This is a genomic window from Isoalcanivorax pacificus W11-5, assembly GCF_000299335.2.
GTDB lineage: Bacteria > Pseudomonadota > Gammaproteobacteria > Pseudomonadales > Alcanivoracaceae > Isoalcanivorax > Isoalcanivorax pacificus.
In genome coordinates this window covers 2,052,916-2,076,429 of record NZ_CP004387.1, presented here as the reverse complement: position 1 = coordinate 2,076,429, position 23,514 = coordinate 2,052,916, and the positions used below count along the sequence as shown (strand labels likewise).

Annotated in this window: 35 protein-coding genes; 12 read left to right on the top strand and 23 right to left on the bottom strand. The window is 61.1% G+C overall.

Going from position 1 to position 23,514, the window contains the following annotated elements:
* Nucleotides 1-30 precede the first annotated feature (30 nt).
* The 4 genes from S7S_RS20005 to S7S_RS09415 all read left to right on the top strand — a co-directional run bounded on the left by S7S_RS20005 (nucleotide 31) and on the right by S7S_RS09415 (nucleotide 2,355).
* Nucleotides 31-324, top strand: a complete 294-nt coding sequence (locus tag S7S_RS20005; RefSeq protein WP_041025832.1) for a transposase — start codon at nucleotides 31-33, stop codon at nucleotides 322-324.
* A complete protein-coding gene (locus S7S_RS09425) occupies nucleotides 321-1,187 on the top strand; it encodes an IS3 family transposase (protein WP_041025831.1) in 867 nt (288 codons plus the stop codon). The genes S7S_RS20005 and S7S_RS09425 overlap by 4 nt, the downstream gene beginning before the upstream one ends.
* Before the next feature lie 99 nt (nucleotides 1,188-1,286).
* The gene (locus tag S7S_RS09420) at nucleotides 1,287-1,664 is read left to right on the top strand and encodes a hypothetical protein (protein WP_008737809.1); all 378 of its coding nucleotides are present in this window, start codon (nucleotides 1,287-1,289) and stop codon (nucleotides 1,662-1,664) included.
* A gap of 160 nt (nucleotides 1,665-1,824) precedes the next feature.
* Nucleotides 1,825-2,355 carry a hypothetical protein gene (locus tag S7S_RS09415; RefSeq protein WP_144401630.1) on the top strand — a complete coding sequence of 177 codons (531 nt, stop codon included), beginning with the start codon at nucleotides 1,825-1,827 and terminating at the stop codon, nucleotides 2,353-2,355.
* A gap of 10 nt (nucleotides 2,356-2,365) precedes the next feature.
* On the opposite strand, the gene S7S_RS19825 is transcribed toward S7S_RS09415, so the two are convergent.
* From S7S_RS19825 to S7S_RS09325, 19 genes are all read right to left on the bottom strand, one after another.
* Entirely contained in the window at nucleotides 2,366-2,530 is a 165-nt protein-coding gene (locus S7S_RS19825) for a hypothetical protein (RefSeq protein ID WP_169745558.1), read from the bottom strand.
* 105 nt (nucleotides 2,531-2,635) lie between these two features.
* Nucleotides 2,636-2,821 carry a hypothetical protein gene (locus tag S7S_RS09410; RefSeq protein ID WP_008737805.1) on the bottom strand — a complete coding sequence of 62 codons (186 nt, stop codon included), beginning with the start codon at nucleotides 2,819-2,821 and terminating at the stop codon, nucleotides 2,636-2,638.
* Nucleotides 2,818-3,117 (bottom strand): hypothetical protein, encoded by a 300-nt coding sequence (locus tag S7S_RS09405; protein WP_008737803.1) that lies wholly within the window; start codon nucleotides 3,115-3,117, stop codon nucleotides 2,818-2,820. The genes S7S_RS09410 and S7S_RS09405 overlap by 4 nt, the downstream gene beginning before the upstream one ends.
* Nucleotides 3,117-3,665 (bottom strand): hypothetical protein, encoded by a 549-nt coding sequence (locus tag S7S_RS09400; RefSeq protein WP_008737802.1) that lies wholly within the window; start codon nucleotides 3,663-3,665, stop codon nucleotides 3,117-3,119. Before S7S_RS09400 ends, S7S_RS09405 begins: the two co-directional genes overlap by 1 nt.
* Before the next feature lie 14 nt (nucleotides 3,666-3,679).
* Entirely contained in the window at nucleotides 3,680-4,543 is an 864-nt protein-coding gene (locus S7S_RS09395) for a hypothetical protein (RefSeq protein WP_008737800.1), read from the bottom strand.
* 2 nt (nucleotides 4,544-4,545) lie between these two features.
* Complete coding sequence (locus S7S_RS09390) at nucleotides 4,546-4,728, bottom strand: hypothetical protein (RefSeq protein ID WP_008737798.1); 183 nt, start codon at nucleotides 4,726-4,728, stop codon at nucleotides 4,546-4,548.
* Entirely contained in the window at nucleotides 4,725-5,384 is a 660-nt protein-coding gene (locus S7S_RS09385) for a hypothetical protein (protein WP_008737795.1), read from the bottom strand. Before S7S_RS09385 ends, S7S_RS09390 begins: the two co-directional genes overlap by 4 nt.
* Nucleotides 5,385-5,876, bottom strand: a complete 492-nt coding sequence (locus S7S_RS09380) for a hypothetical protein (RefSeq protein ID WP_008737793.1) — start codon at nucleotides 5,874-5,876, stop codon at nucleotides 5,385-5,387.
* Nucleotides 5,877-6,093: 217 nt separating this feature from the next.
* On the bottom strand, nucleotides 6,094-6,417 hold the full coding sequence (locus S7S_RS09375) for a hypothetical protein (RefSeq protein ID WP_008737791.1): 324 nt from the start codon (nucleotides 6,415-6,417) through the stop codon (nucleotides 6,094-6,096).
* Nucleotides 6,418-6,478: 61 nt separating this feature from the next.
* Nucleotides 6,479-7,297 carry a major capsid protein P2 gene (locus S7S_RS09370; protein ID WP_008737788.1) on the bottom strand — a complete coding sequence of 273 codons (819 nt, stop codon included), beginning with the start codon at nucleotides 7,295-7,297 and terminating at the stop codon, nucleotides 6,479-6,481.
* 357 nt (nucleotides 7,298-7,654) lie between these two features.
* Complete coding sequence (locus S7S_RS09365) at nucleotides 7,655-8,047, bottom strand: type II toxin-antitoxin system VapC family toxin (RefSeq protein ID WP_008737786.1); 393 nt, start codon at nucleotides 8,045-8,047, stop codon at nucleotides 7,655-7,657.
* A complete protein-coding gene (locus tag S7S_RS09360) occupies nucleotides 8,044-8,322 on the bottom strand; it encodes an AbrB/MazE/SpoVT family DNA-binding domain-containing protein (RefSeq protein WP_008737785.1) in 279 nt (92 codons plus the stop codon). Before S7S_RS09360 ends, S7S_RS09365 begins: the two co-directional genes overlap by 4 nt.
* 77 nt (nucleotides 8,323-8,399) lie before the next feature.
* Nucleotides 8,400-9,080, bottom strand: coding sequence for a hypothetical protein (locus S7S_RS09355; RefSeq protein ID WP_008737784.1), 681 nt, complete (start codon nucleotides 9,078-9,080; stop codon nucleotides 8,400-8,402).
* A 2-nt stretch (nucleotides 9,081-9,082) separates the two neighbouring features.
* Entirely contained in the window at nucleotides 9,083-9,655 is a 573-nt protein-coding gene (locus tag S7S_RS09350; protein WP_008737783.1) for a hypothetical protein, read from the bottom strand.
* Complete coding sequence (locus S7S_RS09345) at nucleotides 9,652-10,059, bottom strand: hypothetical protein (protein ID WP_144401628.1); 408 nt, start codon at nucleotides 10,057-10,059, stop codon at nucleotides 9,652-9,654. Before S7S_RS09345 ends, S7S_RS09350 begins: the two co-directional genes overlap by 4 nt.
* A gap of 33 nt (nucleotides 10,060-10,092) precedes the next feature.
* Nucleotides 10,093-10,902, bottom strand: coding sequence for a replication endonuclease (locus tag S7S_RS20110; protein WP_052269234.1), 810 nt, complete (start codon nucleotides 10,900-10,902; stop codon nucleotides 10,093-10,095).
* Complete coding sequence (locus S7S_RS20105; protein WP_035204876.1) at nucleotides 10,881-11,990, bottom strand: replication endonuclease; 1,110 nt, start codon at nucleotides 11,988-11,990, stop codon at nucleotides 10,881-10,883. Before S7S_RS20105 ends, S7S_RS20110 begins: the two co-directional genes overlap by 22 nt.
* A gap of 91 nt (nucleotides 11,991-12,081) precedes the next feature.
* Complete coding sequence (locus tag S7S_RS09330) at nucleotides 12,082-12,267, bottom strand: hypothetical protein (protein WP_008737781.1); 186 nt, start codon at nucleotides 12,265-12,267, stop codon at nucleotides 12,082-12,084.
* Nucleotides 12,264-12,572 carry a hypothetical protein gene (locus S7S_RS09325; RefSeq protein ID WP_008737780.1) on the bottom strand — a complete coding sequence of 103 codons (309 nt, stop codon included), beginning with the start codon at nucleotides 12,570-12,572 and terminating at the stop codon, nucleotides 12,264-12,266. The genes S7S_RS09330 and S7S_RS09325 overlap by 4 nt, the downstream gene beginning before the upstream one ends.
* Before the next feature lie 200 nt (nucleotides 12,573-12,772).
* Between S7S_RS09325 and S7S_RS09320 the strand changes: the two genes are divergently transcribed.
* Nucleotides 12,773-13,087 carry a hypothetical protein gene (locus tag S7S_RS09320; protein ID WP_008737779.1) on the top strand — a complete coding sequence of 105 codons (315 nt, stop codon included), beginning with the start codon at nucleotides 12,773-12,775 and terminating at the stop codon, nucleotides 13,085-13,087.
* Between the two features lie 107 nt (nucleotides 13,088-13,194).
* Here the strand turns inward: S7S_RS09320 and S7S_RS19820 are convergent, their stop codons facing one another.
* Both S7S_RS19820 and S7S_RS09305 read right to left on the bottom strand, forming a co-directional pair.
* A complete protein-coding gene (locus S7S_RS19820) occupies nucleotides 13,195-13,362 on the bottom strand; it encodes a hypothetical protein (protein ID WP_169745557.1) in 168 nt (55 codons plus the stop codon).
* A 717-nt stretch (nucleotides 13,363-14,079) separates the two neighbouring features.
* Entirely contained in the window at nucleotides 14,080-15,132 is a 1,053-nt protein-coding gene (locus S7S_RS09305) for an NAD(P)-dependent alcohol dehydrogenase (RefSeq protein ID WP_008737776.1), read from the bottom strand.
* A 210-nt stretch (nucleotides 15,133-15,342) separates the two neighbouring features.
* Between S7S_RS09305 and S7S_RS09300 the strand changes: the two genes are divergently transcribed.
* Nucleotides 15,343-16,314: an alpha/beta fold hydrolase gene (locus S7S_RS09300; RefSeq protein WP_008737775.1), complete on the top strand. Its 972-nt coding sequence runs from the start codon at nucleotides 15,343-15,345 to the stop codon at nucleotides 16,312-16,314.
* A gap of 102 nt (nucleotides 16,315-16,416) precedes the next feature.
* Here the strand turns inward: S7S_RS09300 and S7S_RS09295 are convergent, their stop codons facing one another.
* Nucleotides 16,417-17,373 carry an adenine nucleotide alpha hydrolase family protein gene (locus tag S7S_RS09295; RefSeq protein ID WP_008737774.1) on the bottom strand — a complete coding sequence of 319 codons (957 nt, stop codon included), beginning with the start codon at nucleotides 17,371-17,373 and terminating at the stop codon, nucleotides 16,417-16,419.
* Between the two features lie 254 nt (nucleotides 17,374-17,627).
* Here S7S_RS09295 and hemN point away from each other — a divergent pair, with 254 nt between their 5' ends.
* The 4 genes from hemN to S7S_RS09275 all read left to right on the top strand — a co-directional run bounded on the left by hemN (nucleotide 17,628) and on the right by S7S_RS09275 (nucleotide 21,124).
* Nucleotides 17,628-19,001 (top strand): oxygen-independent coproporphyrinogen III oxidase, encoded by a 1,374-nt coding sequence (gene hemN, locus S7S_RS09290; RefSeq protein WP_008737773.1) that lies wholly within the window; start codon nucleotides 17,628-17,630, stop codon nucleotides 18,999-19,001.
* Between the two features lie 75 nt (nucleotides 19,002-19,076).
* On the top strand, nucleotides 19,077-19,784 hold the full coding sequence (fnr, locus tag S7S_RS09285; protein ID WP_238582956.1) for a fumarate/nitrate reduction transcriptional regulator Fnr: 708 nt from the start codon (nucleotides 19,077-19,079) through the stop codon (nucleotides 19,782-19,784).
* Between the two features lie 21 nt (nucleotides 19,785-19,805).
* Nucleotides 19,806-20,738, top strand: coding sequence for a universal stress protein (locus S7S_RS09280; RefSeq protein ID WP_008737771.1), 933 nt, complete (start codon nucleotides 19,806-19,808; stop codon nucleotides 20,736-20,738).
* 86 nt (nucleotides 20,739-20,824) lie between these two features.
* Complete coding sequence (locus S7S_RS09275; RefSeq protein WP_008737769.1) at nucleotides 20,825-21,124, top strand: sll1863 family stress response protein; 300 nt, start codon at nucleotides 20,825-20,827, stop codon at nucleotides 21,122-21,124.
* Nucleotides 21,125-21,141: 17 nt separating this feature from the next.
* On the opposite strand, the gene yaaA is transcribed toward S7S_RS09275, so the two are convergent.
* The gene (gene yaaA / locus S7S_RS09270) at nucleotides 21,142-21,921 is read right to left on the bottom strand and encodes a peroxide stress protein YaaA (protein ID WP_008737767.1); all 780 of its coding nucleotides are present in this window, start codon (nucleotides 21,919-21,921) and stop codon (nucleotides 21,142-21,144) included.
* Nucleotides 21,922-22,050: 129 nt separating this feature from the next.
* On the opposite strand from yaaA, the gene S7S_RS09265 reads away from it, so the two are divergent.
* The gene (locus S7S_RS09265) at nucleotides 22,051-22,575 is read left to right on the top strand and encodes a hypothetical protein (protein WP_008737765.1); all 525 of its coding nucleotides are present in this window, start codon (nucleotides 22,051-22,053) and stop codon (nucleotides 22,573-22,575) included.
* Between the two features lie 84 nt (nucleotides 22,576-22,659).
* Nucleotides 22,660-23,499 carry an MBL fold metallo-hydrolase gene (locus S7S_RS09260; protein WP_035204873.1) on the top strand — a complete coding sequence of 280 codons (840 nt, stop codon included), beginning with the start codon at nucleotides 22,660-22,662 and terminating at the stop codon, nucleotides 23,497-23,499.
* Nucleotides 23,500-23,514 lie beyond the last annotated feature (15 nt).

Below are 23,514 nucleotides of genomic sequence, written 5' to 3'. Positions count from 1 at the left end.
GCGATATTCTCATCGCACCTGGAGGTTCTCATGCAACGTATACCCCGTCGTCGCTACACAGACGATTTCAAGGCTCAGGCGGTCACGCTGGCCGGCTCAATCGGTCGTGCTCAAGCGGCACGACAGCTGGATATATCCGTCAAAACACTGGCCAACTGGCTGGATGCATCACGGGCCGAGCGGCCCGTGAGCTCACCCTCGCGTGCACCGGTTAGCGACCTGGAAAGTGAGCTGGAGCGGCTCCGAGCCGAGAATGCCACGCTCAAGATCGAGCGTGAAATCTTAAAAAAAGCGACGGCGTTCTTCGCCAAGGAGTCCAAGTGAAATACGCCTTCGTCGCTCGTGAACGGGCTCTGTTTCCGGTCAGGTTGCTATGCCGAGTGCTGGCAGTCTCGGTGTCCGGTTTCTATGACTACCTGCGTCGGCAGTCAGCACCGCGCCGGGATTCAGACGCGATGCTTCGGGCGGACCTTCATGCCATCCATGCGGTCAGCCGCCGGACCTACGGCCGTCCACGTCTGGTCAGGGCGTTGCGAGCCCGTGCTCATGTTGTCGGCCACAAGCGTGTTGCCCGCCTGATGCGCGAGGAGGCGCTTCAGGGCAAGGTGAAGGGCGGCTTCAAGCCCCGCACTACCGATAGCCAGCACAGGCGGCAGGTGGCTCAGAACCTGCTGGATCGCCAGTTCGCCGTAGACAGTCCTGTGCCGGCCTGGGTGGGAGATATTACCTACATTCCCACCAGGGAGGGTTGGCTGTATCTGGCTGTGGTACTCAGCCTGCAAACCCGGCAGGTGCTCGGCTACAGCCTGTCCGAGCGCATGCCTGACGACTTGGTGCAGCAGGCATTCCTCAATGCCTGGACCGCTTCGCCGGTCGGTGAGGGCGTGCTGTTCCACTCCGATCGTGGCAGCCAATATGCGAGCGGTGACTTCCGTGCGATGATCGCTGCGCTGGGCTTCGTGCCGAGCATGAGTCGCAAAGGTAATTGCTGGGATAACGCCGTGGCTGAGAGCTTCTTCGCGACGCTCAAAAACGAGGAAGTCACGGGCGCGTATGCCAGCAAAGCGGAGGCACATAACGCTATTGCCAGCTACATCCACGGCTTTTACAACCCCACAAGGTTGCACTCAGCCCTCGGATACGTGTCACCCAATGACTATGCAAGCAGACTGAAACACGCAGCTTGATTCACGGCTTCTTGGCGTACGTTTTCGCGGGACAGGTTCATAGCATCCTCTCGCAGATGGGGATGGTGCCTGAGCAGGCTTGAGCGCCAAGGGAGCAATATGTCCGTCAAGGTAAAGGTAGTGGATGAATCTTCCTCTGGCGCAGTCGTTGCCGAGAGCGTCTTCATTTTTCCATCTCAGGCAATCAGCGTCAGGGAGCTTATAAGGACTCGCGTTATCCAGGAAGTCCAGAAGCTGAACGAAGATGCTGACAGCACCGAGGCGCGGACAGGCCTGGTAAGACAGGGGGGTGGCAATGCGCAACAGCGGCCGGTGGATCCCGAGATTCAATGCAGCATTGCCCTTGAGGCCTTCTCAAGTAGTGGTTTTTTCCTTTTCGTGAATCAGGAACAGATGACCAGTCTGGATCAGACCGTTCTGGTAACACCCAACACGAAAGTGAGCTTTGTCAGGCTGGTGGCTTTAGTAGGAGGCTAACGGCATCCAGAGGCGGCCTCCAGCTTTATTTAACATAATATACATTATGCGCAGTTGATATAATGGCAAGGCGCCGGATGCACACACACGGGCGCACGTCAAATAGAAATGGTGGATTCCTGCCATTTCAGAATATTTAGCCATTAAAGATATTGTTCATATGAAAATTGAGTATAAAAGAATAAGGCTCGAATGCCAGAAAACTGGACTTTACGGGTCTATCAGCATCAGGAAAGCAGCAGAAGTAACCGGCAGATCGGTGCGCACCGCGCACCGCTGGGCCGATACCGGGAACATTGAACCGCCATCTTTGCGCCTGCTGGAAATGCATGTTTTTGGCTGGCTGCCGTTTCCAGAATGGGACGGCTGGCGAATTAATGGCGATACCCTTTTTGAACACCGGGCACACCACAGCTACTGGTGGGACCGCTCACGGCTGGAAGGCTGGTGGTTCCTGCGCCAGTTCGCCGATGACTGGCGCCGAGAACTACAGCGGATCACAGGGCGCCATATTGACTACTGGTCACCGAATGGAAGCATAGACCAGCAGCACCGGCTGGAACGACAGAACACCGTGATACAGGAACGCCTGCTTGACCGGCTTTCTATAGATGCGGACTTCCTGCATGTTGACAACACCATGCCCCTGAATCCGCAACCATCCGCCATCCAGAAAAAAGCCCGCAGATAGCGGGCCACTGTCATTCCGATTTGGAGAAAACACTCGGCCACATGTGGCGCCGGATTCTCTCAATCCAGCGCCACATATCGACCTGCTTGCCGGCCAACTCGCGGATATCGCGGCTCATCCCGTACAGAAAAAGCACCGCCGCGCCATTCAGGCCCAGATTGCCCCATTCTGTCATGCCCGCTTCCATCAGCGTTTTGCCTTCGCACGCACCGGGCGGCCACCCTTGGCGTATTTCCAGCCCTTTTTAAGCGTGCCGTCTGCCCGTTTGGCCGCCGTGGCATTACTCCGCTTTTTCTTCGCCATGCTCTCGCACTCCCCCTTTCATTGTGTCCACGATATCGCCGGCTGCATTGCCCGCCGTCACCGCCTGATGTACCGGCACGCCCGCGCCCATCAGCACGCAGGTCAGCAGCACGCCTACCATCTTGCCGTTCAGCCCTTTCAGTTTTTCCAGAAACTTTTTCACAATACCCCCTCATCGTTCGGCGCCGGATTCAGCACATCAGCAAGCCAGATGCCGATGCCGCCCTCTTTCTGGCCAGTCACCCGGCCTACCGTGTTCTGCCACCACCATTCATGTACCCGGTTGACCAGATTGCCCGAGTCAGCCGGGTTCACTGCCTCTGCTACAGCCCCGACCCCTGCCTGCACCGCATCGGCCACAGCGGCCATTTTCCGGCGGGCATACCAGATGCCGCCCACCACCAGCACCGTGCCGCCCACGGCCACGCCCAGCGCCTGACGATCCGTCAGAATAGCCATCAGGCAAGCACTCCCTGCTGAATTCCCACATACACCTGCTTGCCCTGATCATTACGCACACCGGCCCACGTCGCCGGGTTATCCGGCGTGCGATCCGTGCGAACGTCCAGATGCAGGCCCGGACGTGGCCGCCAGTGCGGATACACACCAATGCCGGTGAAGCCCACTTGTCGCGCCACGTCCACCCAGCGCTGCCGTTCTGCCGGTGTGGCACCGCCCGGCGGCACCGGCATCACATCAATGGCCATAATCTCGCCGTGCAGCAGGTAGTTGTGCCACGATTTTTCCGCGCTTGACTCCGCCTCACCGAGTTGACCGTCGCTGCCAATAATCGGGCGGCCTATCGCGCCGGCTGCCGGCGATATCGCCACCGGGTAGCCGAGCGCAGCGCGGAATGCATCCAGCTTTTTCAGCAGGCCAATATTCATCATCGGCCAATATGCGCCGAACTCTGCCTGTGAAAAATATTTCAGATTCAGGTCATCACGGCGCTTGCCGCGATGTGCGTACAACAGAAGCAGTACGCCAGTAATAGCCACAACGCTCATTATTGCCCTCTTCCTCATATCGTATTGCCGCAGAAATCGAGCGCACCGGGAAGCACGTTAGCGGCATCTATATGTGCCGCATCTGTATTCAATGTGATGCGATAAATTTGTCCGGCGTGCTCGCTAGATACCCCTGAAAATTCATTAATTATCATAATGGGCTGGGCGCTATTTCCTCCGCCCCAAGAAACTACTGCAATCTGTTGACCGTCAATTTTTACCGTCGCAGTCTTGGCTGCATTGTCGAGAGAAATCCCCATCGCAAAGGGCCTACCAGAAAGCTCTATTTGCTGCGGTGGTTCACTATCCATACCGCCCACAATCAACTGATATCCGCTCTCGTATTCCGCCGAGATACTAACTTGAACAGCAAGCACTTCCCCGCCCCCACCAAGCAATGCAATCCCAGTTAAAACACCGGCATTGCTGGATACTTGCGGCAGTTCATCAAAGCTAATTTGCATTGCCACCACGCCATCGGAAAGGTCTGCGAATGGCGCTTCTCCCGTAGCCATACCTGCTGACATTGCGTAATACTGCTCCCATTCAACCAACTGAGATTTCAGTGTATGCACAATCGTCATATCATTATTTTCTAAGGTCGGACGAATCGCTCCCGGTGCCACAACTGATATTTCGTTCTGGTCTGCCGACAGTGGCCACGCGCAAACGATATTTTTCTCGCCAAGAAGCCTGGCTAGAACTTCTATTGCATTCCTGTCGCTGCCTGAATAGTTCAGGGAGACGCCCCCAGCAGCGGCCACCGCTTCAATGGCGTTGCGTACGCTGCCGTTATACTCGACAGGCAGCCCCGCCTGACCTGCCACCGCGTTCAGCGCCACCAGATCAGCCGCAGCCGGCACCACAATAGCCGGCACTGTTATGCGGCCTCTGCCAACTCAGCTTCCAAGAAGTCCAGCGCGTTATCATCGCTGCCGGCATAATCCAGTTCGATTTCCAGTGCCTCGGCCAGCGCTGCAATATCGTTTGCATCATTGCCGCGTGCCTCAAACTCCACATCGTTCTGCTCGGCCAGCGTTGAAATGCGATTCGCTACATTCATGCGATCAACTCCATCACAAAGATTTTATCGGTGGCATTGGTGGCCAACAGATCAACCGCTGCCGTGGTTTCCAGTTTCAACAGGCCGTCAGTGGCCGCCAGTGGCAGCCCCACACCTGCGGCGCCGGATAGCCAGATCAGACCTGTATTGTCCGGCGCAGCACGCAGCAGCAGCGCCCGACGCCCGGCGCTGGCCGGCACCACCGCGCCGGTCACGTCCGGCACAATTTCCGGCAGCGCGTTGACCTGGCCTGCCGGCGGCTGGTGCTTCACATCCAGCGGCTGCGCCGGGTCAGTGACGACCGTTTGTTCATACTCATTGATGACATGCAGCGGGTGCTGATCATCGTTACCAACTGTCAGCGGATCGGACTGGCCGACGATGGTCATTTCCTGCCCGTCCTGACGCGGGTGGAAACGGCCATATCCTGTACCGATCACCACCGTGTTCACGGCAGCATGCAGGTTCTGGATTTTCAGCTCGCGGATCTCACCAACAAGCTCCACCTGTTGCCCGTGGTACAGCTCATGCCCGGACTGCCGGCCATCCTGCATCAGCGCCGTGATATACACCGGCCCGTCAGCCTGCCGGATGAACACATAGACGCCCTGCGCAGCGCGGGTGACGTGTTCGCCTACTTGCAGCACTTCACGCATTTACTTTTTCCCCTTCCACGTCACCGCGATAATGGCCACCGCACTGAACACCAGCAGGCCGCCACCCAGATACAGCATGTTGCGCTGCGTGGTGCTCGCGCCGTCAGAGCGGAACGTCTCGGCCAACCGGCCAATTTCGCTCACCTGATCACGGCTTGCTGCCTGTTGTTGCTGCGCCAGCATCTGCATGCTGAACAACGCCTCGCTGCCAAAATCGCTCATTTCTGTGAGCGCCTGACTTCCCAGCGCCAAGCCGCCGGCCACCGCACCATGATCCGTTTGTGTCAGATTCACATTCGTGGTGCTGTTGCGCTGCGCAGTGATATTGCCCACCACAAAGCCTTGATTGCCGGAATTGTCCGTGGCGTTGACGCTGCTGTTCCGGCGCACATCCATACCGGCGAGGTTCAGCCCTTGGTTTCCAGCCTGTTGGTAATTTTTATCGCCCGTGTCCAGCGTGGTGTTACTGCTACTGCTCCCCCCGAACATCATCGCCCCCTGCCGCGCACAGCGACCGTTACCAGCGTGCCGGCGGCCAGGATCGCCAAGCCGATGCCGACCGGTGTCACCCAGCCCGGCACTTTGCCGCTGGGGTTATAGGACAGGTCGACACTGGAACTTCCACGAGTACCGCCGGAGGCTTGCGCACCCGACTGCGCCATGCCCCCGGAGATGCCCCCGCCCCCCGTTGAAATACCCGGCACGCCAATCACTTCTTACGCCCCCCAATGACCAGCCCCACCACCACAGTGGCCACCGTCAGCCCGGCCACCGTCAACGACACCGGCACCGCCCATGACGGCAGCCCGGCGGTCATCCCGCCCACAACGCCGGTCGGCGTCGGCTGCACCACGGTGCCCCCGGTCCCGTTGTCGCCCACGTCCACCTGCGTTTTGCCGTTGTCGGTAGTGGTTTTCGGTGGAATAGATACGGCCCCCACCAGCGCGCCGGCCACGTCTTCGCCGATGCCTTCCAGCGTTTCGCTGGCAGCGTCACGCACCTGCTTTGCGGTTTTTTCAAGCCAACCGAGCACGTTCTCCCCCTTGCAGAAATAACTGGCCGGACTTAGCCGGCCAGTGTCCCCCGTTCCGATATCAGGCTGCCGCCTGCACGCCTACCGGATTTTTCAGCGGTTCCAGCACTTCGCTAAAAATCGCAATGTTCCCCGGCGTGCTCACGTCCATCTCAAATTCCAGCGACTCGACTACCCGCGTATCGAATTGCTCCGCCCGGATGAAGTGCGACTGCACAGGATCGAAATGGTAATAACCCGCCTGCGGCGCCAGCTTGCGGCGTTTCAGGTGGTAGACGTTCTTGCCGGCGTCCTGCTCGTACACCACGTTTTTATCCTTGCGGATACGCAGGTTCGCGATATCGCCCAGCAGGTGCATACGGCGGATCAGTTGCCCGTTGTTCGGCAGGGTGTCCAGAATGTTCCGGCCATTGGCGCCCGCGTTGAACGTGGTGGTAGTGATCCGGCTGATATGCGACCGCACGCCCACATGGCGAGACACCCACGCATCAGCTTTCAGAGCAACACTGCCCTGCGTGTTCGGCGCCGGCTCCTGTGCGACCTGGACTTGCAAAATCAGGTTATCCGCCGGGAAGGTCGGCAGCGCTGACAGGCTTTGACCTTCGAGGCTCGCGCCCGAGATATCAGCCAGCGGCATAACGAACCGGCCCGGTTCTTCCCAGTGTTTTTTGTAGCGTTCGAGCATGACCATCTGCTGGCCAGTCATCTGCACAATCGGATCACCGTTCAGCCACAGCGTGGCCATCACGATCTGCTCCGGAAGCAGATTGGTTTCGAACACGATTTCATGATAGGTGGGGCCACCGGCCAGCTTGACCTGCGGTTTCTGGCCCCAGCCCACACCATCAAACGATTTCACTTCACGCGGTACACGCAGCATCTTTTTCCCTTCCCCTTTGCCCCGTTATCCCGCGATCAGCGCAGGATTTTGCCGACCGGCTGAACATGCTTTGCCAGCAGCATCAGACCCGCAGCGCCCAGCGCGCCCAGACCAATATTCTTGAGAATGCCCATTTGTTGCCCCTTTTCCTGATAGCCGAAAACACGGCCCGCCGGAGCGGGCGCCGTGTCGTGTGTGCCGGGCGGGTGGCCCGGTTCTTCCGGGTGTGCATCCCGGTGTGCCTATTCAGGAAAGCGCGGCGGGTGGTCAGGATGGAAGCGAAAAGATGTACCGTACCTATAGGTACAACAGGCATAAAAAAACCCGCCGGAGCGGGTTGTCATGTCTGTTTTGAGGTCATGGCTGACGCACAGCGCATGAGGTTTTACCCTTGGCCTTTTTGATAAACGCCTTGTCGAAGGTGACCAGCGTGTCCGCGCCGTGACGGTTCGCGCCGGCCAATATCACTGCATCCCCGAAATCCATTCCAGCGCCATACCACTGTATCGCCTTGACCATGTAAGGTGACTCCGCTTCGACCTCTGCCGAGGTCAACAGCGCCACCAGCCCCGCCGCGATCTTCTCACGCGACATACCATAGAAGCCCTCCATTACCCACCGGGCTTCCAGCAGCACAGAATCAAGGACCAGCACACCCTCACGCGCTATCACGTCCAGCACCTGCGCCTCTTGTTTTTCGTCATCTCGCACCAGCACGCGCAAAACAACATTGGTGTCCGCCACGATCATTTCATGCTTTTCCTGTATTCGTCAGCGATGCCCCGCCCTATGGCCTCGCTCATTTCCGACTCTGTTGGTGGCCTGCCCTTCGCGTACTCGCTCAACATGCCAGCCACCTCACGGATGCTATGCTTTTTGGCTGTCGGCTTTTCCCGGATGACCACCCGGCTACCGACCTGCTCAATCACCAGCTTTTGCCCGGCCTTCCAATGCATGGCATCCCGCAGCGCCTTGGGGATCACTACCTGCCCTTTCGTGGAAATGCTGACCTCTGTTTCTGCCATTGGGCGGCCCTCCTGTAAGTCTGGTAAGACAGCTTACCACAGCCCTATAGGTACAACACCCGTTAGGTACGGGGCGGTCAGGCCGCCCACCTCACCCCTATAGGTTTCCGGTACTTCAACTTGACCAGCTCAGGCCGCCGGGCGCTGCCGTCATCCACGAAAAACTGCAACTCCTCCAGCCCGGCAATGTCCTGTTGCGTGACACCGATTTCCGCCGCCATCCGGCGCTGCATTGCCACCCCTTTCTGCTGGCCGATCCACTTGAATGCCGCCTGATCATAGAAGGTCTTGGCCACCTCCTGCGGCTTCTGGCTGACACCGTGGAAAATGCCACCGTACTTCCGCGACTGGTTCAGCAGCACCGCCGCATTCGGCGTTGCCTTGCCTGCGCCCGCGCAAACCGCTGACAGCTCTTCCGCGATCATGTGCGTGTCATAGCGGCCATCCAGCACCGACCAGCACACTTCACACCACCATTCCCAATTTTCCACCGTGGCAACGCCCGCAAAGGCAACCTGCACGCCGCCGCCGCTGGCCAGCCCCTTTTTCAGCGCTCGCACGAAGCCCTGCCGGGTGTCGCAATGCAGGCCGGGGTAATCCCCAGCCTGATCCCACATGATGATCCGGCTTGACTTGTCCGCCCACGGGATCACCGGGTTCTGCCTCACGGCCTGAGACTTGCCGCCGCCCGTGGTGGCGAGGTACAGCGTGTGCCGCGCTCGCTTCGACGGGTCCGGGTTGACGGGTTGATATCGCATGGTCACTCCTGCGCGCTGGGGTCCAGCGGATCAGCCACCACAGCCGGCGCGCTGATCACCATTGCCGGCGGCTGCTCAACCACCCGGCGCAGTGGCTCCCGGCTCTCCTGCCGCGCACGCTCTATCGCTTGCTGCGCGACGTGCGCCTGATGTTGCAACCACAATCCGAAGCCAACGCCGGCCAGTTTCATGCCGAAGCGTATTTCATCCAGATAGGGCACCAGCCACGCCGGCACCTCACCACCCCCGCCGTGCTTGGCCAGCACCGGCGCCAACGACTCGGCCAGCTCGCGCTTGTCGCCCTCACTGATCCGCAGGTAGGGCAGCCGCATTTCCAGCATCTTCGCGGTAAAACCTACTGCCATATGCGCGCCCAACTGCGCCGCCTGTTCGTTCTGTTGCCGCTGTTCCTCATACTCCGCACTGGCCTCCGGCGTTGCCGCCGCCTGCTCGGCAGCGTCCAGCGCGTCCAGATTGTCCAGCGACTGCTGCGCAGGCCCCTGCCCCGGCTCCTGCACCAACTCGGCACCGTCGATCTGTTCAGCGTCCATACCTTCCACCTTGCCCTTGCTCATACCTGACTCCCCGCACCTGCGGCGCTGGCCACCGTGGCCACGCCGACACCCAACAGGCCCAGCGCCAACCAGACCAGACCACCACCCCGCTTTTCACTCTGCACCGTAGGTACTGTACCTATAGGTTCCGCCGGCACGGGCGGCGCGGACTGCGGCGGCTGCCCCGGCTCCCCGTACCCGTCCGGCAAATTCGGCGGGCGCACAATTTCCACGCCCGCCACCGGCTCCATATGGCGCCAGATGTATGCCTGATGCCCGGCGCCCTTGCGCTGGTCACAGGCGCACTCCGGGCACCGGGTGTACAGATACCCCAGCGCGTTCTGAAACACCGCCACACGCTCGCCACAGTCCGGTGACATGCAGTCCATTCGCGCCACGGTCACGGCGCCGTTCTTTCTTGCCATCTCGATATCCCCCGGTGAATCTCACCCGTACAGTTACTGACAGAACTCCAAGGCGCCGCCTGCCGGCGCCGCATTACGGTCCCGGTGCTGCGCACCGGCACCGAAAATCCCATCAACCAGCGCCATCAGGCGCTGCCCTGACATTTCTGACATCAGACCAGCGCCCAACAGGGCATCCACGCCCGGCCCGTCCGGCAGCGCCTGACGCGCAGGCGGGCGGTGCTCGATTTCCCAGCGGTAGAACCGTGTCAGCACCGGACCATAAAACTCACCGTCCACGACCTCGCAACGCCTGACCCACACACCGAATACGGCCCCCTTCGCATCGTCACCGTACCTAGTGACATCGCGGCCCGGTGTACCTATAGGGGTATTCTCGATCCAGTACGCCGGCAACGCTGGCCGCTCACAGCGCGGCAGGCACGGCCCACCCATGTACTCAACGAAGGCGGCCCAATCACCGCAATCTGCCGCATCGCCCGCTGCTTCAACGGCAACATTCCCGAACAGGTCATCAGTGCCCGGCTCGCACTCACTCATCAGGCGCCGTAATTCGCGCCACACCGTGACACTCGGCCCGCCGATCTGCTGGAACTGCCGGATGCCCCACGCACTCGCCCAGGCGCGCACACGCTCCGCCCCGGCCTCCATCGCCAGCCCGCTGTCGTCATCCTGCAACTGCAGCGCACCACGCACGCCACGGCCATCAATGTTTTTCGCTATGTACTTGGCGATATAGCCCGACGCGGTGCCTTTGGCCGGGTCCATCGCCTTTGCAACGAAGCGTGCACGCCACGCACCCCGTTCCGCGCCGTCATCACTCAGCAGATGCTTGCGGCACACCTTGCTGCCCGGCGGTCTGCCTCGCGCATGAAAACCAAAAGGTGCCAGTGTGGTGTGCCGTCATGGTGCGGCTCGACCACCCGGAAGCCGTAAACACGGATACCCAGCCGGTCCAGATCAGCGCGGATACGTGCCCAGAGGATGCACAGCCAGTCCTGCACCTGACGCGGCGTGCTGCCGTTCCAGCGGCTCACGGGCACGGCCCGGCGCGCCTTGCTCAACCAGCGCATGCGGTGCCAGCGGCTGGCCGTGGTGAACGTCCAGAATTCACCAACGTGACCCCGTTGCTCAGCCACTTTTTCAAAACCGGAGATGCGCGTCATCAGTTCAGCGCGGCGGTTTTCAAGGTTGCTGACACCCAGCTCGGACAGTTCGGCGAGTGTGTATTCTTGACCGGCGTCATTCACCGCGACGGTCTGCGACAGTGTTTCCAGATTGCGGCGCTGCGCCGCCCGGCGGTTCTGCACGACAAAATCCGAGCAATAACACTCCCGGTACTTCGCCACCCGCTCGCGCTGCCGCGCCAACTGGTCCACCTCACGCGCTTGCAACCGGCGCACCTGCCGGCGCCACCAGATATGGCAGCACAAACGGCGCACCAACGGCATCAGGTCCGCGCCCGGCCCGGTGATGCGGCTACTCGGTGCCGGCCAGTCCAAGCCGTAGCGATCCAGCACAGGCATGCACTCGCGCAGCCCCTCTATCACCGGATCAATCAGCGGCGCCCGCAGGTTTGCACTGTTGCCCATGGCCACAGCCAGCACCCGGCCACACTCTTTTGCCCGGCGGTCGCAGAATGAACGGATATCGGCATCATCGGCGGCCAGATACAGGTCGCCGCGCACCAGTGGCTGGTGCTCGCGCAGTTTGACGTTTGCCTTGTAATAGCCGACGCGCATTGCCGTGCGGATGTATTCCCCGCCCACGTCGCCCCATGCCGGGCCAGCGGCCTTCGCCGCCCAGCGCAGGTTTTCGTGCTGCTCAATGCGACCACCCGGCAGCGTGTCGCCAACGTAGCCGGCGAGCGCGGCCAGTTTCACCAATTCGCTGCCTGCAATCGGTGTCTGGTTGCCAACCACACCATTCATCAGATAGTCCCCTGCCATGTCAGCGCCGCAATGATCAGCAGCACAACAAAACCCTCAACTACGCCGCGCACGTCATCCCGTGAAAATCGCTTCATGCAGCACCCCCAGAGCGCAGGGCATCAAGCCGGAGCCGCAACAGCACTTCCACCAGCATGGCAACCCGCTCGGCATCTTCGCCTTTGAAGCGCATTTCCCCATAGGAAGTTTCAATGCTGAAACCCTGATACATCGCCGGTACATCCATCGCCAGCGCGTAAATCAGCTCATCTTCCGTCATGCGGCCACCACTGATTGATGCCGCCGCAGTTGCTCCGCGTTGGCGCTGGCGATAATGCCATTAAGGCGCGCCGCACTTTGCGCCCAGCCTTCCACGGCCTGCCGGAATGCCTGCCGCTGGCGCAGTGTCAGCGTGCGATATGTGAGTGTGTGAGGATCAAGGCCAAGGCCACGCAGCACGAAGGCGCGCTGCTGTTTTGTCAGCGCATCCCATGCGGCCTGTTCTGGGGTTAGCTCCGGCGGCGTGACGCCGAGAGCGCGACGGATGCCGTCAAGGTGCTGCTGTGCGATTAGATCGGGGTTCATACGCCACCCCCAAAGATGAATTTTCCGAGGTATTTCTCCATCGACTTCCGACCTACGGCCAAATCCTGGCCGTCCATGGTCAGCGCCTTATCCAGTTCTACGCGCAGTATGTCGGCCAACGCATCAACCCGGTGCCATTGGAGGCGCCGACGATGTTCTAATAGCTCATCCACAACACCCGGTAAGGAGCCAATACCACCATGGATTTCTTCACTACCCGCTACATCGGCGGCAGCGTCCACCGGCAGCCGCTCATCGACAGGCAGATCACTGGATGGCTGACCAGCCGACGCTGGATCAATGGCATGCACACTCAAACCTTCGGCATCGCCAACAAGCGGGGGAAGGTGTACAGGGGTGTCACCCTGATGAACGCCAGTTCCCGCGACCTGTACGAATTCGGCCTGTTCGTCACCAGCCTTGCCGGCATGCGCGATGTCTCCGCATCCATTACCGACCTGCCGCCCGGCGTTGACACCGTTTTCGGTCCGGCATCCCTCATCAGCGCTGCTTGACTGATCTTCCAGAGGGATCGGCCAAACCCCGGTCCCTCTGCACTCTCTGCACGTCATAGCCCCGTTCAGCGGTTCGCGGCCTTTGCCGCGACAGTTGAAGCACACAGTCATGCTGCACCCCCTTGCAGGCACGGCAACGCCGGAGCCATCACCGTCAGCGGCCCGTCTGCCTCGACTACGGCGAGCAGGCGCAGCAACACCTGCATGTCAGTACCGGCCATGCCCCACCGGCCAGCCTCGCGCCATGCGCGCACCGTGTCGGCGGTAATTTTCATCGGAAGGATTTCAGATTGCGGGAGCGCGACCGCCCCCGCTGTCATCGCGTTAGTACCCATGGGCGCCAACCTCATGTGTGTGTGTTTTTGTGTGTGTGGCCGCCGGGGTTCAGGGCCATAAGGCCCGTCCCCGGTTGGCGCCAATATGAATACCCACTTACCTATCGTTACTCAAGTGTCAGTAGGGCGTGGAGAAAGTACAAAACAGGCTGTAGGCTATTCAGTGTGCAATCGGAGGGCTTGACAGAACGCCGGCTCTCCGTTCCGTGTGTGTGCTGAGGTGCGTGTGATGGTCAGAACTTACTCGACTATGGAGCTTGCAGACCAATGCAAGTCATTGATTGGCAAAGAATCAGTTTATGCTGTCAGCAAGCTTCTTGGAGTGTCCCAACAGGCTGTAGCCAACTGGTACAAGCTGGGGACAGTGATGGATGACGAGACGGGAATACGGGTTGCAGACGCCCTCAAAATCCCCCGCGAAACGGTGCTGATGAGCCTGCAACTTGAGCGAATTACTAGGCGTGGAAACGCCAATCTGACAAAAACATGGCGAAAGATAGCATCTCAGATTTCATAATGTAATCAATGCGTTGCACGCCATGGACTGGTGTGTAACGCATTTCAATTCCTATACATTATGCGAACTTTGAATAATATTCCCTAGGCTCTGCTGGTTAGACAGCGTGCCGTTGCTCACGCGGCACACCGTCCTCTGCCTCAGCCCGCCAGCGTGGCGCTGTCGATCACAAACCGGTACTTCACATCACTTTTCTGCATCCGGTCATACGCCGTCTCGATGTCCTGGATGCGGATCATCTCGATGTCCGCCACGATGCCTTTCTCGGCACAGAAATCCAGCATCTCCTGTGTTTCCCTGATGCCACCGATCAGCGAGCCTGCAATTGCACGGCGCTGGAAGATCAAGGCGCCGATGTTTGGTGACGGATGCGGATGTTCTGGCACGCCGACCAGCGTCAGGGTGCCGTCACGCTTGAGCAACTGGGTGTAGGCATCCAGGTTGTGGCTGGCCGCCACCGTGTTGAGGATGAAATCGAAGCTGCTGCGGTGCGCCTTCATTTCAGCCGCATTGCGGGTCACGACCACTTCATCCGCACCGAGCGTGTGGGCATCTTCGCGCTTGCTTTCCGACGTGGTAAAGGCCACGACATGTGCGCCCATGGCGTGGGCCAGTTTGATGCCCATGTGACCCAGGCCGCCAATGCCGACGATGCCGACCTTTTTGCCTGGGCCTGTGCCCCAGTGCCGCAGCGGCGAGTACGTGGTGATGCCGGCACAGAGCAACGGCGCCACGGCGGCGAGCTGTTCTTTGGGGTGGTTGATGCGCAGTACGAATTTTTCGTCGACCACGATGCGTTGCGAGTAGCCGCCGAGGGTGTGCCCCGGCGGGTCCTGCACACGACCGTTGTAGGTCGGCACAAAGCCGTTCTCACAGTACTGTTCCAGTCCGTCGTCACACGCCGCGCAATGCTGGCAGCTGTCGACCATGCAGCCAACGCCGACGGTATCGCCGACCTTGAATCCTTGCACTGCATTCCCGACGGCGGTCACTTCACCGACAATTTCATGGCCCGGAACGCAGGGGTATAAAGTGCCCTCCCATTCTGAGCGGACCTGATGCAGGTCGGAATGGCAGACGCCGCAATAGGCAATGTCGATCTGGATGTCGTGGGCGCCAGGCGGGCGGCGTTCGATATCGATGGCTTCAAGAGGCTTGTCCGCAGCGTGGGCGCCGTAGGCTCTGGTGGTCATGGATCTCTCCTGTCAGCATGGCGGGGTCTGGCAAAGGTAAACCCATCGCCAGCGTGTTGCACAGTGAATTATGGCTCCGCGTGCATGGTCTGTGGCGTGAATTGGCGCTATCGTCTTGAGCCGCTGGCGAGCACCCGGGGCGACCGCCCTGCTGCCTTCGTTTGTTTCTCTGGATCACGGAAGTCACGCTTCCGCAAAGGAACCGCATTTATGTTACGACTGCTCAAATTTCTCGGTGTGCTGTTGCTGGCCCTGGTGATCGTTATCGCCGCTTATATCGGCGTGAACTGGGCGCCGGATAAATCCGTGGATGAACTGGCCGGGCGCTGGGCACAGCCGCCTTCGCAGTTTGTCGAGGTCATGGGCATGCAGGTGCATCTGCGTGATGAGATGGCCGAGGGCGCAGACCCGGAGGCCCTGCCGGTCGTACTGTTGCACGGGACCTCGGACAGCCTGCACACCTGGCAGGGCTGGACCGACGTGCTCAGCCAGCAGCGTCGGGTCATCCGTTTTGATCTGCCCGGCTTTGGCCTCACCGGCCCGTTCCCTGCAGGCGACTATCGCATGGCGCATTACACGCAGTTCGTGCTGGCCATGCTGGATGAACTCGACGTGCCGCGCGCCATCGTGGCGGGCAACTCCTTTGGTGGCCAGCTGGCCTGGGAAACCGCCTATGCAGCCCCGGAGCGTGTTGCTGCGCTGGTGCTGGTGGATGCAGCCGGTTATCTGTTTGAAACCCAGTCGATGCCGATCGGTTTCCGTATTGCGCAGATTCCCGGCCTGAATGAGTTGATGAACCGGGTGCTGCCGCGCGGCATGGTCGAATCCAGCGTGCGCAGTGTGTACGGCAACCCGGATCGTGTAACGCCAGCACTGGTCGACCGTTACTACGATCTGACCCTGCGTGAAGGCAACCGTGCCGCCCTGGCGGCGCGTTTCCGCGAGGCGCGCGGCACCGAGGACGCGCCGGCGCGGCTGGCCACACTGAACATGCCGGCGCTGATCATCTGGGGCGACCAGGACCGGCTTATTCCGCCGGACAGCGCCACCCGCTTCCATCAGGACCTGCCGAATAACACGCTGCGCCTGTTCCCCGGCCTGGGACACGTGCCGCAGGAAGAAGATCCGTCCGGCACGGTCGAGGCGGTGCAGACCTTCCTGGCAGAGCAGTCGGTTCCCTGACGGGGCGTTGAAAAAGCCTCTTTTGAGGCTGTTGCAAGCCACCCTTGCGATGTGCTGACGGCCAGATCAAGCCGTCAGCACAGGCTGCTCTTCAACAACCGGCTATTCCGCCTGTGACAGACCAGCGGCAGCCAGGCTGTCATCGGCATCCGCAGCCGGGGTTGGCAGGATGCACAAATCCCCGCTGACCCGGGCCATCACCTTCTCCGGAATGGTACTGCGCCAGAAACTGCTCAGGCCGCCGGCCAATTGGCCGCACCCCATCATCAGCATCACACGGTTGTAACCGGCCCGCTGCAGGTCGTTCATCCAGGTCACCAGCGCCGGCCCGGCGTCGCCTTCGCACAGATGCGCTTCTGGTGGCACCCCACTGCCCTGCTCCGCAGCCAGACCACGCAAGACCTGGAGGCGCTGGCTGTGAGTGGCGAGCACATCGTCCTGGGCGTGGGTGAGATCGCCGAATTCTCCCAGCCAGCCCAGTTGTGGCACCACGGTCAGCAATTCCAGCGGAATGGACAGGCGCATGGCCAGCGTTGCAGCGTGTCGGGCCAGACGCTCGGCCGGGACGCAGCCGGCAGCGTGGGCGCCGGTGTCCAGCGCGGCGATCAGCCGCTGGGGTGGCAGGCTGTTGTCGGTATCCACCAGCCAGAGGCAGGCCTGTTGTTCCAGCCGCAGGAAGTGCCGCAGGTCGCTCGAGAGTGTGCCGGGATCGCGACGCATCAGTATCAGGGAGGCCTGCTGCTGGCAGACGGTGTCGTGCAGTAATGCCGCAGCGTCTTTTTCAAGCCAGGTCAGCGTGTAGTTTACCGGCCAACCCTCGGCACGCAGGACCGCCGTGAGTTCATCCAGCCCGGCACGGGCGGTGGCCAGGCTGCGGTGACGGACCTGCTGGCGCAGTTCCGGGGTCAGGAAGCGATAGTCCAGGCCACCGAGCGGGCTGCGTACCGGACGCCAGAGACACAGCCGGGTGTCTGCCTGGCGCAGCGCGGCGGCGCGGCGCAGCAAGACCTGATCTGCCTGCCCGTCGCCGGAAAGCACTACCAGCAATCGTGAGAACATGGCCACCCCCTGTTACCCGCCCGCTTGCCTGATGCTCCCATTGTTGTCGGCGGGTTGGTTGCGGTCAATTGGCCATCATGTCGCTATTTCAATCAATAGGTTATCTGTAAAACATAAAGTGATTTATTCGGTACAGAACCGTCGGCCAGTTTATTGATATGGATCAATAGATGCCTGCCCCGACGTGCCATGATGCGCCGGTATACGGTGATCGGGGGATCTCTTTTCATGGCAATGCCCGGTGTGGAGGCTGCATGAGCGCCTGGAGTACTGACATCATTCAACGCTATGGCGGGCCGGGGCCCCGCTACACGTCCTATCCACCCGCCCATTGCTTCCATGAGGAAGTAACCCACCAGGACTACCTTGATGCCCTGAGCGCGGGCAATGCCGAACGCCGCCCACTGTCACTGTACATGCACCTGCCGTTCTGTGAGCACGTCTGCTACTACTGTGCCTGCAATCGCATCGTGACCGGGGACAAACGTCTCGCAACGCCTTATCTGGACACGCTGCTGGCCGAGATGGCGCAGAAAAGCGCGCTCGTGGACAGTCAGCGTCCGGTAGTGCAGATCCATTGGGGCGGTGGCACCCCCACCTTCCTCGACGACGGCCAGTTGACCCGCCTGATGCACCAGACCGGACGCCATTTCCGCTTGCTGGACAACGACCGTGGTGATTACGGCATTGAGCTGGACCCGCGCACCGTCACGCGCAGCCGTATCAGCCTGTTGCGCGGCCTGGGTTTCAATCGTGTCAGCATCGGTGTGCAGGACCTGGATGCCCGGGTGCAGCAGGCCGTCAACCGCGTACAGCCCTATGACAGCGTGCGCGAGGTGGTCGACGCGGCGCGTGACTTCGGCTTCCGCTCGACCAGCGTGGACCTGATCTACGGCCTGCCATGGCAATCGGAATCGAGCCTGGCGCGCACCGTGGAGCAGTTGCTGGCGCTGCGCCCGGACCGTATTTCCCTGTACAACTACGCTCACCTGCCCGCCCGCTTCAAGGTCCAGCGGCAGATCTCCGAAGCCGCCCTGCCCGCGCCGATGGAGAAGCTGCGCATGCTGGTGCGTGCCGGCGACCTGTTCGCCGACGCCGGCTACGTGTTTATCGGCATGGATCATTTCGCCCTGCCCTCCGACGCCATGGCCATGGCGCAGAGCTCGGGCACACTGCATCGCAATTTCCAGGGCTACAGCCTGTACGGCGATGCAGACCTGCTCGGCATGGGTATCTCGGCAATCAGCCAGATCGGTGCCCTGTATGCCCAGAACCACCGCCAGATCGATACCTGGCAGTCGGCGGTGCAGAACGACGAAATGCCGGTCGCGCAGGGCTATGTCCTGGACCGGGATGACCAGATCCGGCGCGACATGATCATGTCACTGCTCTGCCACCTGGAAGTGGACCTGGCAGCCTTCGATGACCGCTGGGCCATCCAGACAACACACTACTTTGCCGATGAACTGGCCGCGCTGGCGGCGTTCGAACGAGACGGGCTGGTACGGCGCGATGGCCGGCGGCTGCACCTGACCGACAGCGGACGGCTCGCCGCCCGCGCCGTGGCGATGTGTTTTGACCGTTATCACAGCCCGGCCGACACAGTGCGCTTCAGCCGCATCATTTGAGACCTGCAGGCCGGACACAGGAGCCGTATAATGAACATCCGCATGGCGATAGCGCACCAACACAGGGAGACCCCCTTGGCTGCCCGAGTATCCTGTAACGACTGCAGTCTCAGTCAGATTTGCCTGCCACTGGCCGTGGAGCCGGCGCAGCTGGATGAGCTGGACCGCATCATCCGCCGGGGACGTGCGCTCAAACGTGGCGAGCACCTGTACCGGGCTGCGGACTCGTTCGAGGCAGTGTACGCCGTGCGCAGCGGCGCGCTGAAAACCTACGCCATGTCGGAAGATGGCGAGGAACAGGTGACGGGGTTCTATCTGCCGGGTGAAATTGTCGGCATGGACGGCATCAGCACCGCCTATCACATCTCCTCCGCCAAGGCGCTGGAGACATCGACCGTGTGCGAGATTCCCTTTACCCACCTGGAAACACTTTCCAGCCGCATTCCCAGCCTGCAGCATCACTTTTTCAGCCTGATGAGCCGCGAGATCCAGGAAGACCGTGCGCTGCACATGCTGTTGAGCAAGAAATCCGCCGACGACCGCATTGCCTCCTTGCTGACCACCATTGCGGCACGGCAGCAGCGCCGCGGATTGTCCAATCGCATTTTCCGGCTGCCCATGTCACGCTACGACATCGCCAATTATCTCGGTCTCGCCGTCGAAACGGTCAGCCGCATATTTACCCGGTTCCAGCAGCAGGGATTGATTCGGGTAGAGGGTCGCGAGGTGGAAATCCTCGACCGCCCACGCCTGTGTGGCGAGGGTCGTCTGCACGCAGGTTGACCGGGACAACAAGGAGTGCTCATGCAACCGGTATTCGTCGTTCTCGACAGCCAGCTCAAGGCGCCGCAGGTGGCGCTGATCAAGGGAGTTCGCCTGGCCAGAGGCATGCGCGCTCCACTGGTGGTGTTCGTCAATGCCTATTCTGCTGCGCTGGTGCGTGCCGCCGGCGATGAGTCCTCGCCATTGATTCAGGCCCGCAAAGCCGTCAACCACGGTTGGCAGGCGCGCATTGAGGCCTTGCTGGATGAGTGCGGCGCCCAGGACCTTGATGTGGATATCCGTATCGAATGGGTCAAAGACGATGACGAAGCATTGCGCGACGCCGTGCTCGACACTCGTCCGGCGCTGGTGGTGGTGCATGCCGGCGACGACAGCCATCCGCTCAAGCGCCTGCTGCTGACACCGCGCCACTGGCAATTGCTGCGCAAGGCACCCTGTTCTGTTCTGTGCGTCAATGACGCGCCCTGGGTGGGCGACGTGCCGGTGCTGGCCGCTGTCGACCCGGATCACGATGAAGGCCGGCTGGAAGGCCTCAATGCTGCCATCGTACGTGCCGCGCGCGAAATGAGCGATGTACTCGACAGCTCGCTGGATCTGGCACATGTGATCGAGCACCCGGACGAGGCACTGATCCTGATCGCCGGCGAAGCCATTCCCAGCTACGTGGACACCTCCGGCAATCTGCGCGACTACTACCAGAATCGCCTGAGCGCGCTGGCCGAGCAGGCCGGGCTGGGAGCGGAGCGCCATGTGCTGCTGGAAGGCAGCCCCGCCGCCGCGCTGGCCGAATACCAGAGCATGCACATGCCGCTACTGCTGGTGCTCGGCACCGTGCACCGCGGCCCGTTGCGCCGTTTGCTGCTCGGCAGCACGGCGGAAAAAATTGCCCAGCAGGCCAGTGGCGACCTGCTGGTAGTCAAGGATGAACATTTCAGCTCGCCATGGCAGGACTGAACGCGGCGGGCTGATCTGTATCAACACGGCGTGCCGGGGAACGGCACATACTCAGGGAACGACAACACGGCAAGGAGCACAACCGCATGAACCGCCTCAGCGATTATCTGCAACATCTGCGTCAACGGCTGGAGGACTGGGAGTACCAGTTCGATCGTTTCCAGCACCGCATGGAAGACATCAATGAAGAACTGCGTGACCAGGCCCGTGAGCGGCTGGCCGAACTGAAGCAACGCAGCGACACACTGCGCGCGAAGATCGCCGATCTGGAAAGCCAGAGCGAGCTGGCGCTGGAAGATATCCGTGATGGTCTGGACCTGGCCTGGGATGGCCTGCGCCTGGGCCTGCTGTCTGCCCGGGGCGAGTTCGGACAGGGTGCTGACTGAGCACCCTGTCCTGCCAGTCACTGATCCGCTTCCCGGCGACGGAACACCAGTGTATCCCCGTCGGACGCGGCGGCATGAAAGCGGTAACCTGCCACCTTGAACTCACGTAATTGTTCCGGCTGCTGTATCTGCTGCTGCAGAATCCAGGCTGCCATCAGCCCGCGTGCCTTCTTGGCGTAGAAGCTGATCACCTTGTACTGCCCACTCTTCTCGTCCTGAAAGACCGGCGTGACAACGCGGGCCTGCAATACCTTCTGCCGCACCGCACGAAAATATTCATTCGACGCCAGGTTCACCAGCACATCGGTGCCGGCGGCACGCAAATCCTTGTTCAACAGCGCGGTAATGCGCTCATCCCAGAAACTGTACAGGTCCGGACCGGCATGGTTGGCAAACCGTGTGCCCATTTCCAGCCGGTAAGGTCGCATCATGTCCAGCGGACGCAGCAGCCCATACAGCCCGGAAAGAATGCGCAACCGTTGCTGCGCCTGCTGCAGATCATCACGGCTGAAGCGCGACACATCCAGGCCGGTATAGACATCGCCCTTGAAGGCAAACAACGCCGGGCGTGCTTGCTCCGGGGGCATCTCCGCACTCCATTCGGCAAAGCGCGCGACGTTCAATGACGCGATGGCATCGCTGACATGCATCAGGCTGGCCAGCGCCGGCGGGTCGAGATGACGGAGCTGGGCGACCAGTTCACTGCTCTGTTCGAGCATACGGGGCCGGGTGGTGCGCAGGCGCGGAATATCGGATTGGTAATCCAGTGTCTTGGCAGGCGAAACTACAATCAGCATGATCAACCTCTTGCGATACTGGCGCGGGAGTATATCAGGCCCACGGGCGGGCGCCTCGCCCGCCCGGCCTTTCACTGCGACAGGTACAACCCATCGGCGCTGTGGCCGGTGGCCAGACAGGATGGAACTATGCTGCGTGTATTACTGGTGTGTGCAGGCCTGGTCGCCATTGCGGTGGTGCTCTGGAGCAGTTGGCGTGTGGATCGCCGGCTGTTTGCCTTTGTGCTGGCCGTGGTGGTGATCGGGGCGCTGCTGTTCGGGGTGGGCTACTGGCGCACGGCCGATCAGGCCATGGTCGTCATTGCGCCGGACCAGGTGCGCCTGAGTGTGGAACAGGCCCGTGGCATGGAGACCGGCATTCGTCTCAGCGGCCGTGTGTACAACCAGAGTGCCTGGCCGGTGGCGCTGATCCAGGGTCGCGCGGTGCTGCAGGAATGCACCGCTCCCGGCCAGGACGCATGCCGCGAAATCGGCAGTGCGGCCTTCCGTGTACGCCAACACGTGCCTGTGGGCGGCAGCTATCCCTACTCGCAGGTGGTGCGCCTGTCGGACAGCCTGCTGGCCGACCCTGCCACTCCCGACAGCAATCGGCGCTGGCATATCGAGGTGCTGTCCGTGAGCGGATATGCGTCCAATACGCGGGACGGCCACTGATGTGACCTGATGGATGTGACCTGCTTTGCTCAGCATCGCCGAAAGGTTCACAATGCCGCCGTCACTGTGCAGCCTGAGTTCACGATGAGCAGTCTGATTCCTGGCCAGCCCAGCCTGGTCGCGCCCGGCGTGTGGCGTATCCTGGCCCTCAATCCCGGCATGATGACCGGCCCCGGCACCAACAGTTATCTGCTGGCATCGGACCAGGGCCTGGTGCTGCTGGACCCGGGGCCGGAAGATGCCCACCATGCCGACAACCTGCGTGCCGCGGCGACCGAGATCGGCCAGCCCATCACCTGTGTACTGGTGACGCACACGCACCGGGACCATTCCCCGAATGCAGCCTTGTTCGGCGCCGTGCGACGCCTGGGCCCCCTGCCGCCGGATGACGGCTTGCAGGACGAGGCGTGGCAACCGGATCAGATACTGGCCGACGGCGACTGCCTGTCACTGGGTGAAGGCCGCACACTGCGTGTGATCGCCACGCCGGGCCATGTCTCCAATCACCTGTGTTATCTGCTGGAAGAGGAAGGGGTGCTGTTCAGCGGTGATCACCTGATACAGGGCTCCACCGTGGTGATTGCCCCACCCTCCGGTTCCATGGCCGATTATCTTGCCTCACTGCGCAAGCTCGAACATGAAAGCATCCAGGTGATGGCGCCCGGCCACGGTGACCTGATCATCGAACCGATGGATTACATCAGCCACACCATCGGCCACCGTCTGCGCCGCGAAGAAAAAGTGATACGTGCCCTGACACAGCATCCGGACAGCCAGGTCAGTGAACTGGTGCCAGGTGTCTACGATGATGTGCCGGTGTTTTTGCACGGTGTGGCCACCATGTCACTCCTCGCGCATCTGCTCAAGCTGGAGCAGGAACAGCGCGCCCGTCGCGACGCGGAGGAACGGTGGGTGCTGTTGTAGGCTACCCACCCTGCA

Coding starts and splice junctions, on each gene's coding strand:
- S7S_RS09385 (WP_008737795.1), bottom strand. CDS start 5,384: ATGCGTGAAGTGCTGCAAGTAGGCGAACACGTCACCCGCGCTGCGCAG.
- S7S_RS09345 (WP_144401628.1), bottom strand. CDS start 10,059: ATGGCAAGAAAGAACGGCGCCGTGACCGTGGCGCGAATGGACTGCATG.
- S7S_RS09360 (WP_008737785.1), bottom strand. CDS start 8,322: ATGGCAGAAACAGAGGTCAGCATTTCCACGAAAGGGCAGGTAGTGATC.
- S7S_RS09415 (WP_144401630.1), top strand. CDS start 1,825: ATGAAAATTGAGTATAAAAGAATAAGGCTCGAATGCCAGAAAACTGGA.
- S7S_RS09420 (WP_008737809.1), top strand. CDS start 1,287: ATGTCCGTCAAGGTAAAGGTAGTGGATGAATCTTCCTCTGGCGCAGTC.
- hemN (WP_008737773.1), top strand. CDS start 17,628: ATGAGCGCCTGGAGTACTGACATCATTCAACGCTATGGCGGGCCGGGG.
- S7S_RS09305 (WP_008737776.1), bottom strand. CDS start 15,132: ATGACCACCAGAGCCTACGGCGCCCACGCTGCGGACAAGCCTCTTGAA.
- S7S_RS09265 (WP_008737765.1), top strand. CDS start 22,051: ATGCTGCGTGTATTACTGGTGTGTGCAGGCCTGGTCGCCATTGCGGTG.
- S7S_RS09275 (WP_008737769.1), top strand. CDS start 20,825: ATGAACCGCCTCAGCGATTATCTGCAACATCTGCGTCAACGGCTGGAG.
- S7S_RS09365 (WP_008737786.1), bottom strand. CDS start 8,047: ATGATCGTGGCGGACACCAATGTTGTTTTGCGCGTGCTGGTGCGAGAT.
- S7S_RS19820 (WP_169745557.1), bottom strand. CDS start 13,362: ATGAAAATTACCGCCGACACGGTGCGCGCATGGCGCGAGGCTGGCCGG.
- S7S_RS09325 (WP_008737780.1), bottom strand. CDS start 12,572: ATGAACCCCGATCTAATCGCACAGCAGCACCTTGACGGCATCCGTCGC.
- S7S_RS09405 (WP_008737803.1), bottom strand. CDS start 3,117: ATGGCTATTCTGACGGATCGTCAGGCGCTGGGCGTGGCCGTGGGCGGC.
- S7S_RS09330 (WP_008737781.1), bottom strand. CDS start 12,267: ATGACGGAAGATGAGCTGATTTACGCGCTGGCGATGGATGTACCGGCG.
- S7S_RS09320 (WP_008737779.1), top strand. CDS start 12,773: ATGGATTTCTTCACTACCCGCTACATCGGCGGCAGCGTCCACCGGCAG.
- S7S_RS09355 (WP_008737784.1), bottom strand. CDS start 9,080: ATGCGATATCAACCCGTCAACCCGGACCCGTCGAAGCGAGCGCGGCAC.
- S7S_RS09260 (WP_035204873.1), top strand. CDS start 22,660: ATGAGCAGTCTGATTCCTGGCCAGCCCAGCCTGGTCGCGCCCGGCGTG.
- yaaA (WP_008737767.1), bottom strand. CDS start 21,921: ATGCTGATTGTAGTTTCGCCTGCCAAGACACTGGATTACCAATCCGAT.
- S7S_RS09390 (WP_008737798.1), bottom strand. CDS start 4,728: ATGAATGTAGCGAATCGCATTTCAACGCTGGCCGAGCAGAACGATGTG.
- S7S_RS20105 (WP_035204876.1), bottom strand. CDS start 11,990: ATGAATGGTGTGGTTGGCAACCAGACACCGATTGCAGGCAGCGAATTG.
- S7S_RS09350 (WP_008737783.1), bottom strand. CDS start 9,655: ATGAGCAAGGGCAAGGTGGAAGGTATGGACGCTGAACAGATCGACGGT.
- S7S_RS09295 (WP_008737774.1), bottom strand. CDS start 17,373: ATGTTCTCACGATTGCTGGTAGTGCTTTCCGGCGACGGGCAGGCAGAT.
- S7S_RS09280 (WP_008737771.1), top strand. CDS start 19,806: ATGCAACCGGTATTCGTCGTTCTCGACAGCCAGCTCAAGGCGCCGCAG.
- S7S_RS09380 (WP_008737793.1), bottom strand. CDS start 5,876: ATGATGTTCGGGGGGAGCAGTAGCAGTAACACCACGCTGGACACGGGC.
- S7S_RS09400 (WP_008737802.1), bottom strand. CDS start 3,665: ATGAGCGTTGTGGCTATTACTGGCGTACTGCTTCTGTTGTACGCACAT.
- S7S_RS09370 (WP_008737788.1), bottom strand. CDS start 7,297: ATGCTGCGTGTACCGCGTGAAGTGAAATCGTTTGATGGTGTGGGCTGG.
- S7S_RS20005 (WP_041025832.1), top strand. CDS start 31: ATGCAACGTATACCCCGTCGTCGCTACACAGACGATTTCAAGGCTCAG.
- S7S_RS19825 (WP_169745558.1), bottom strand. CDS start 2,530: ATGACAGAATGGGGCAATCTGGGCCTGAATGGCGCGGCGGTGCTTTTT.
- S7S_RS09300 (WP_008737775.1), top strand. CDS start 15,343: ATGTTACGACTGCTCAAATTTCTCGGTGTGCTGTTGCTGGCCCTGGTG.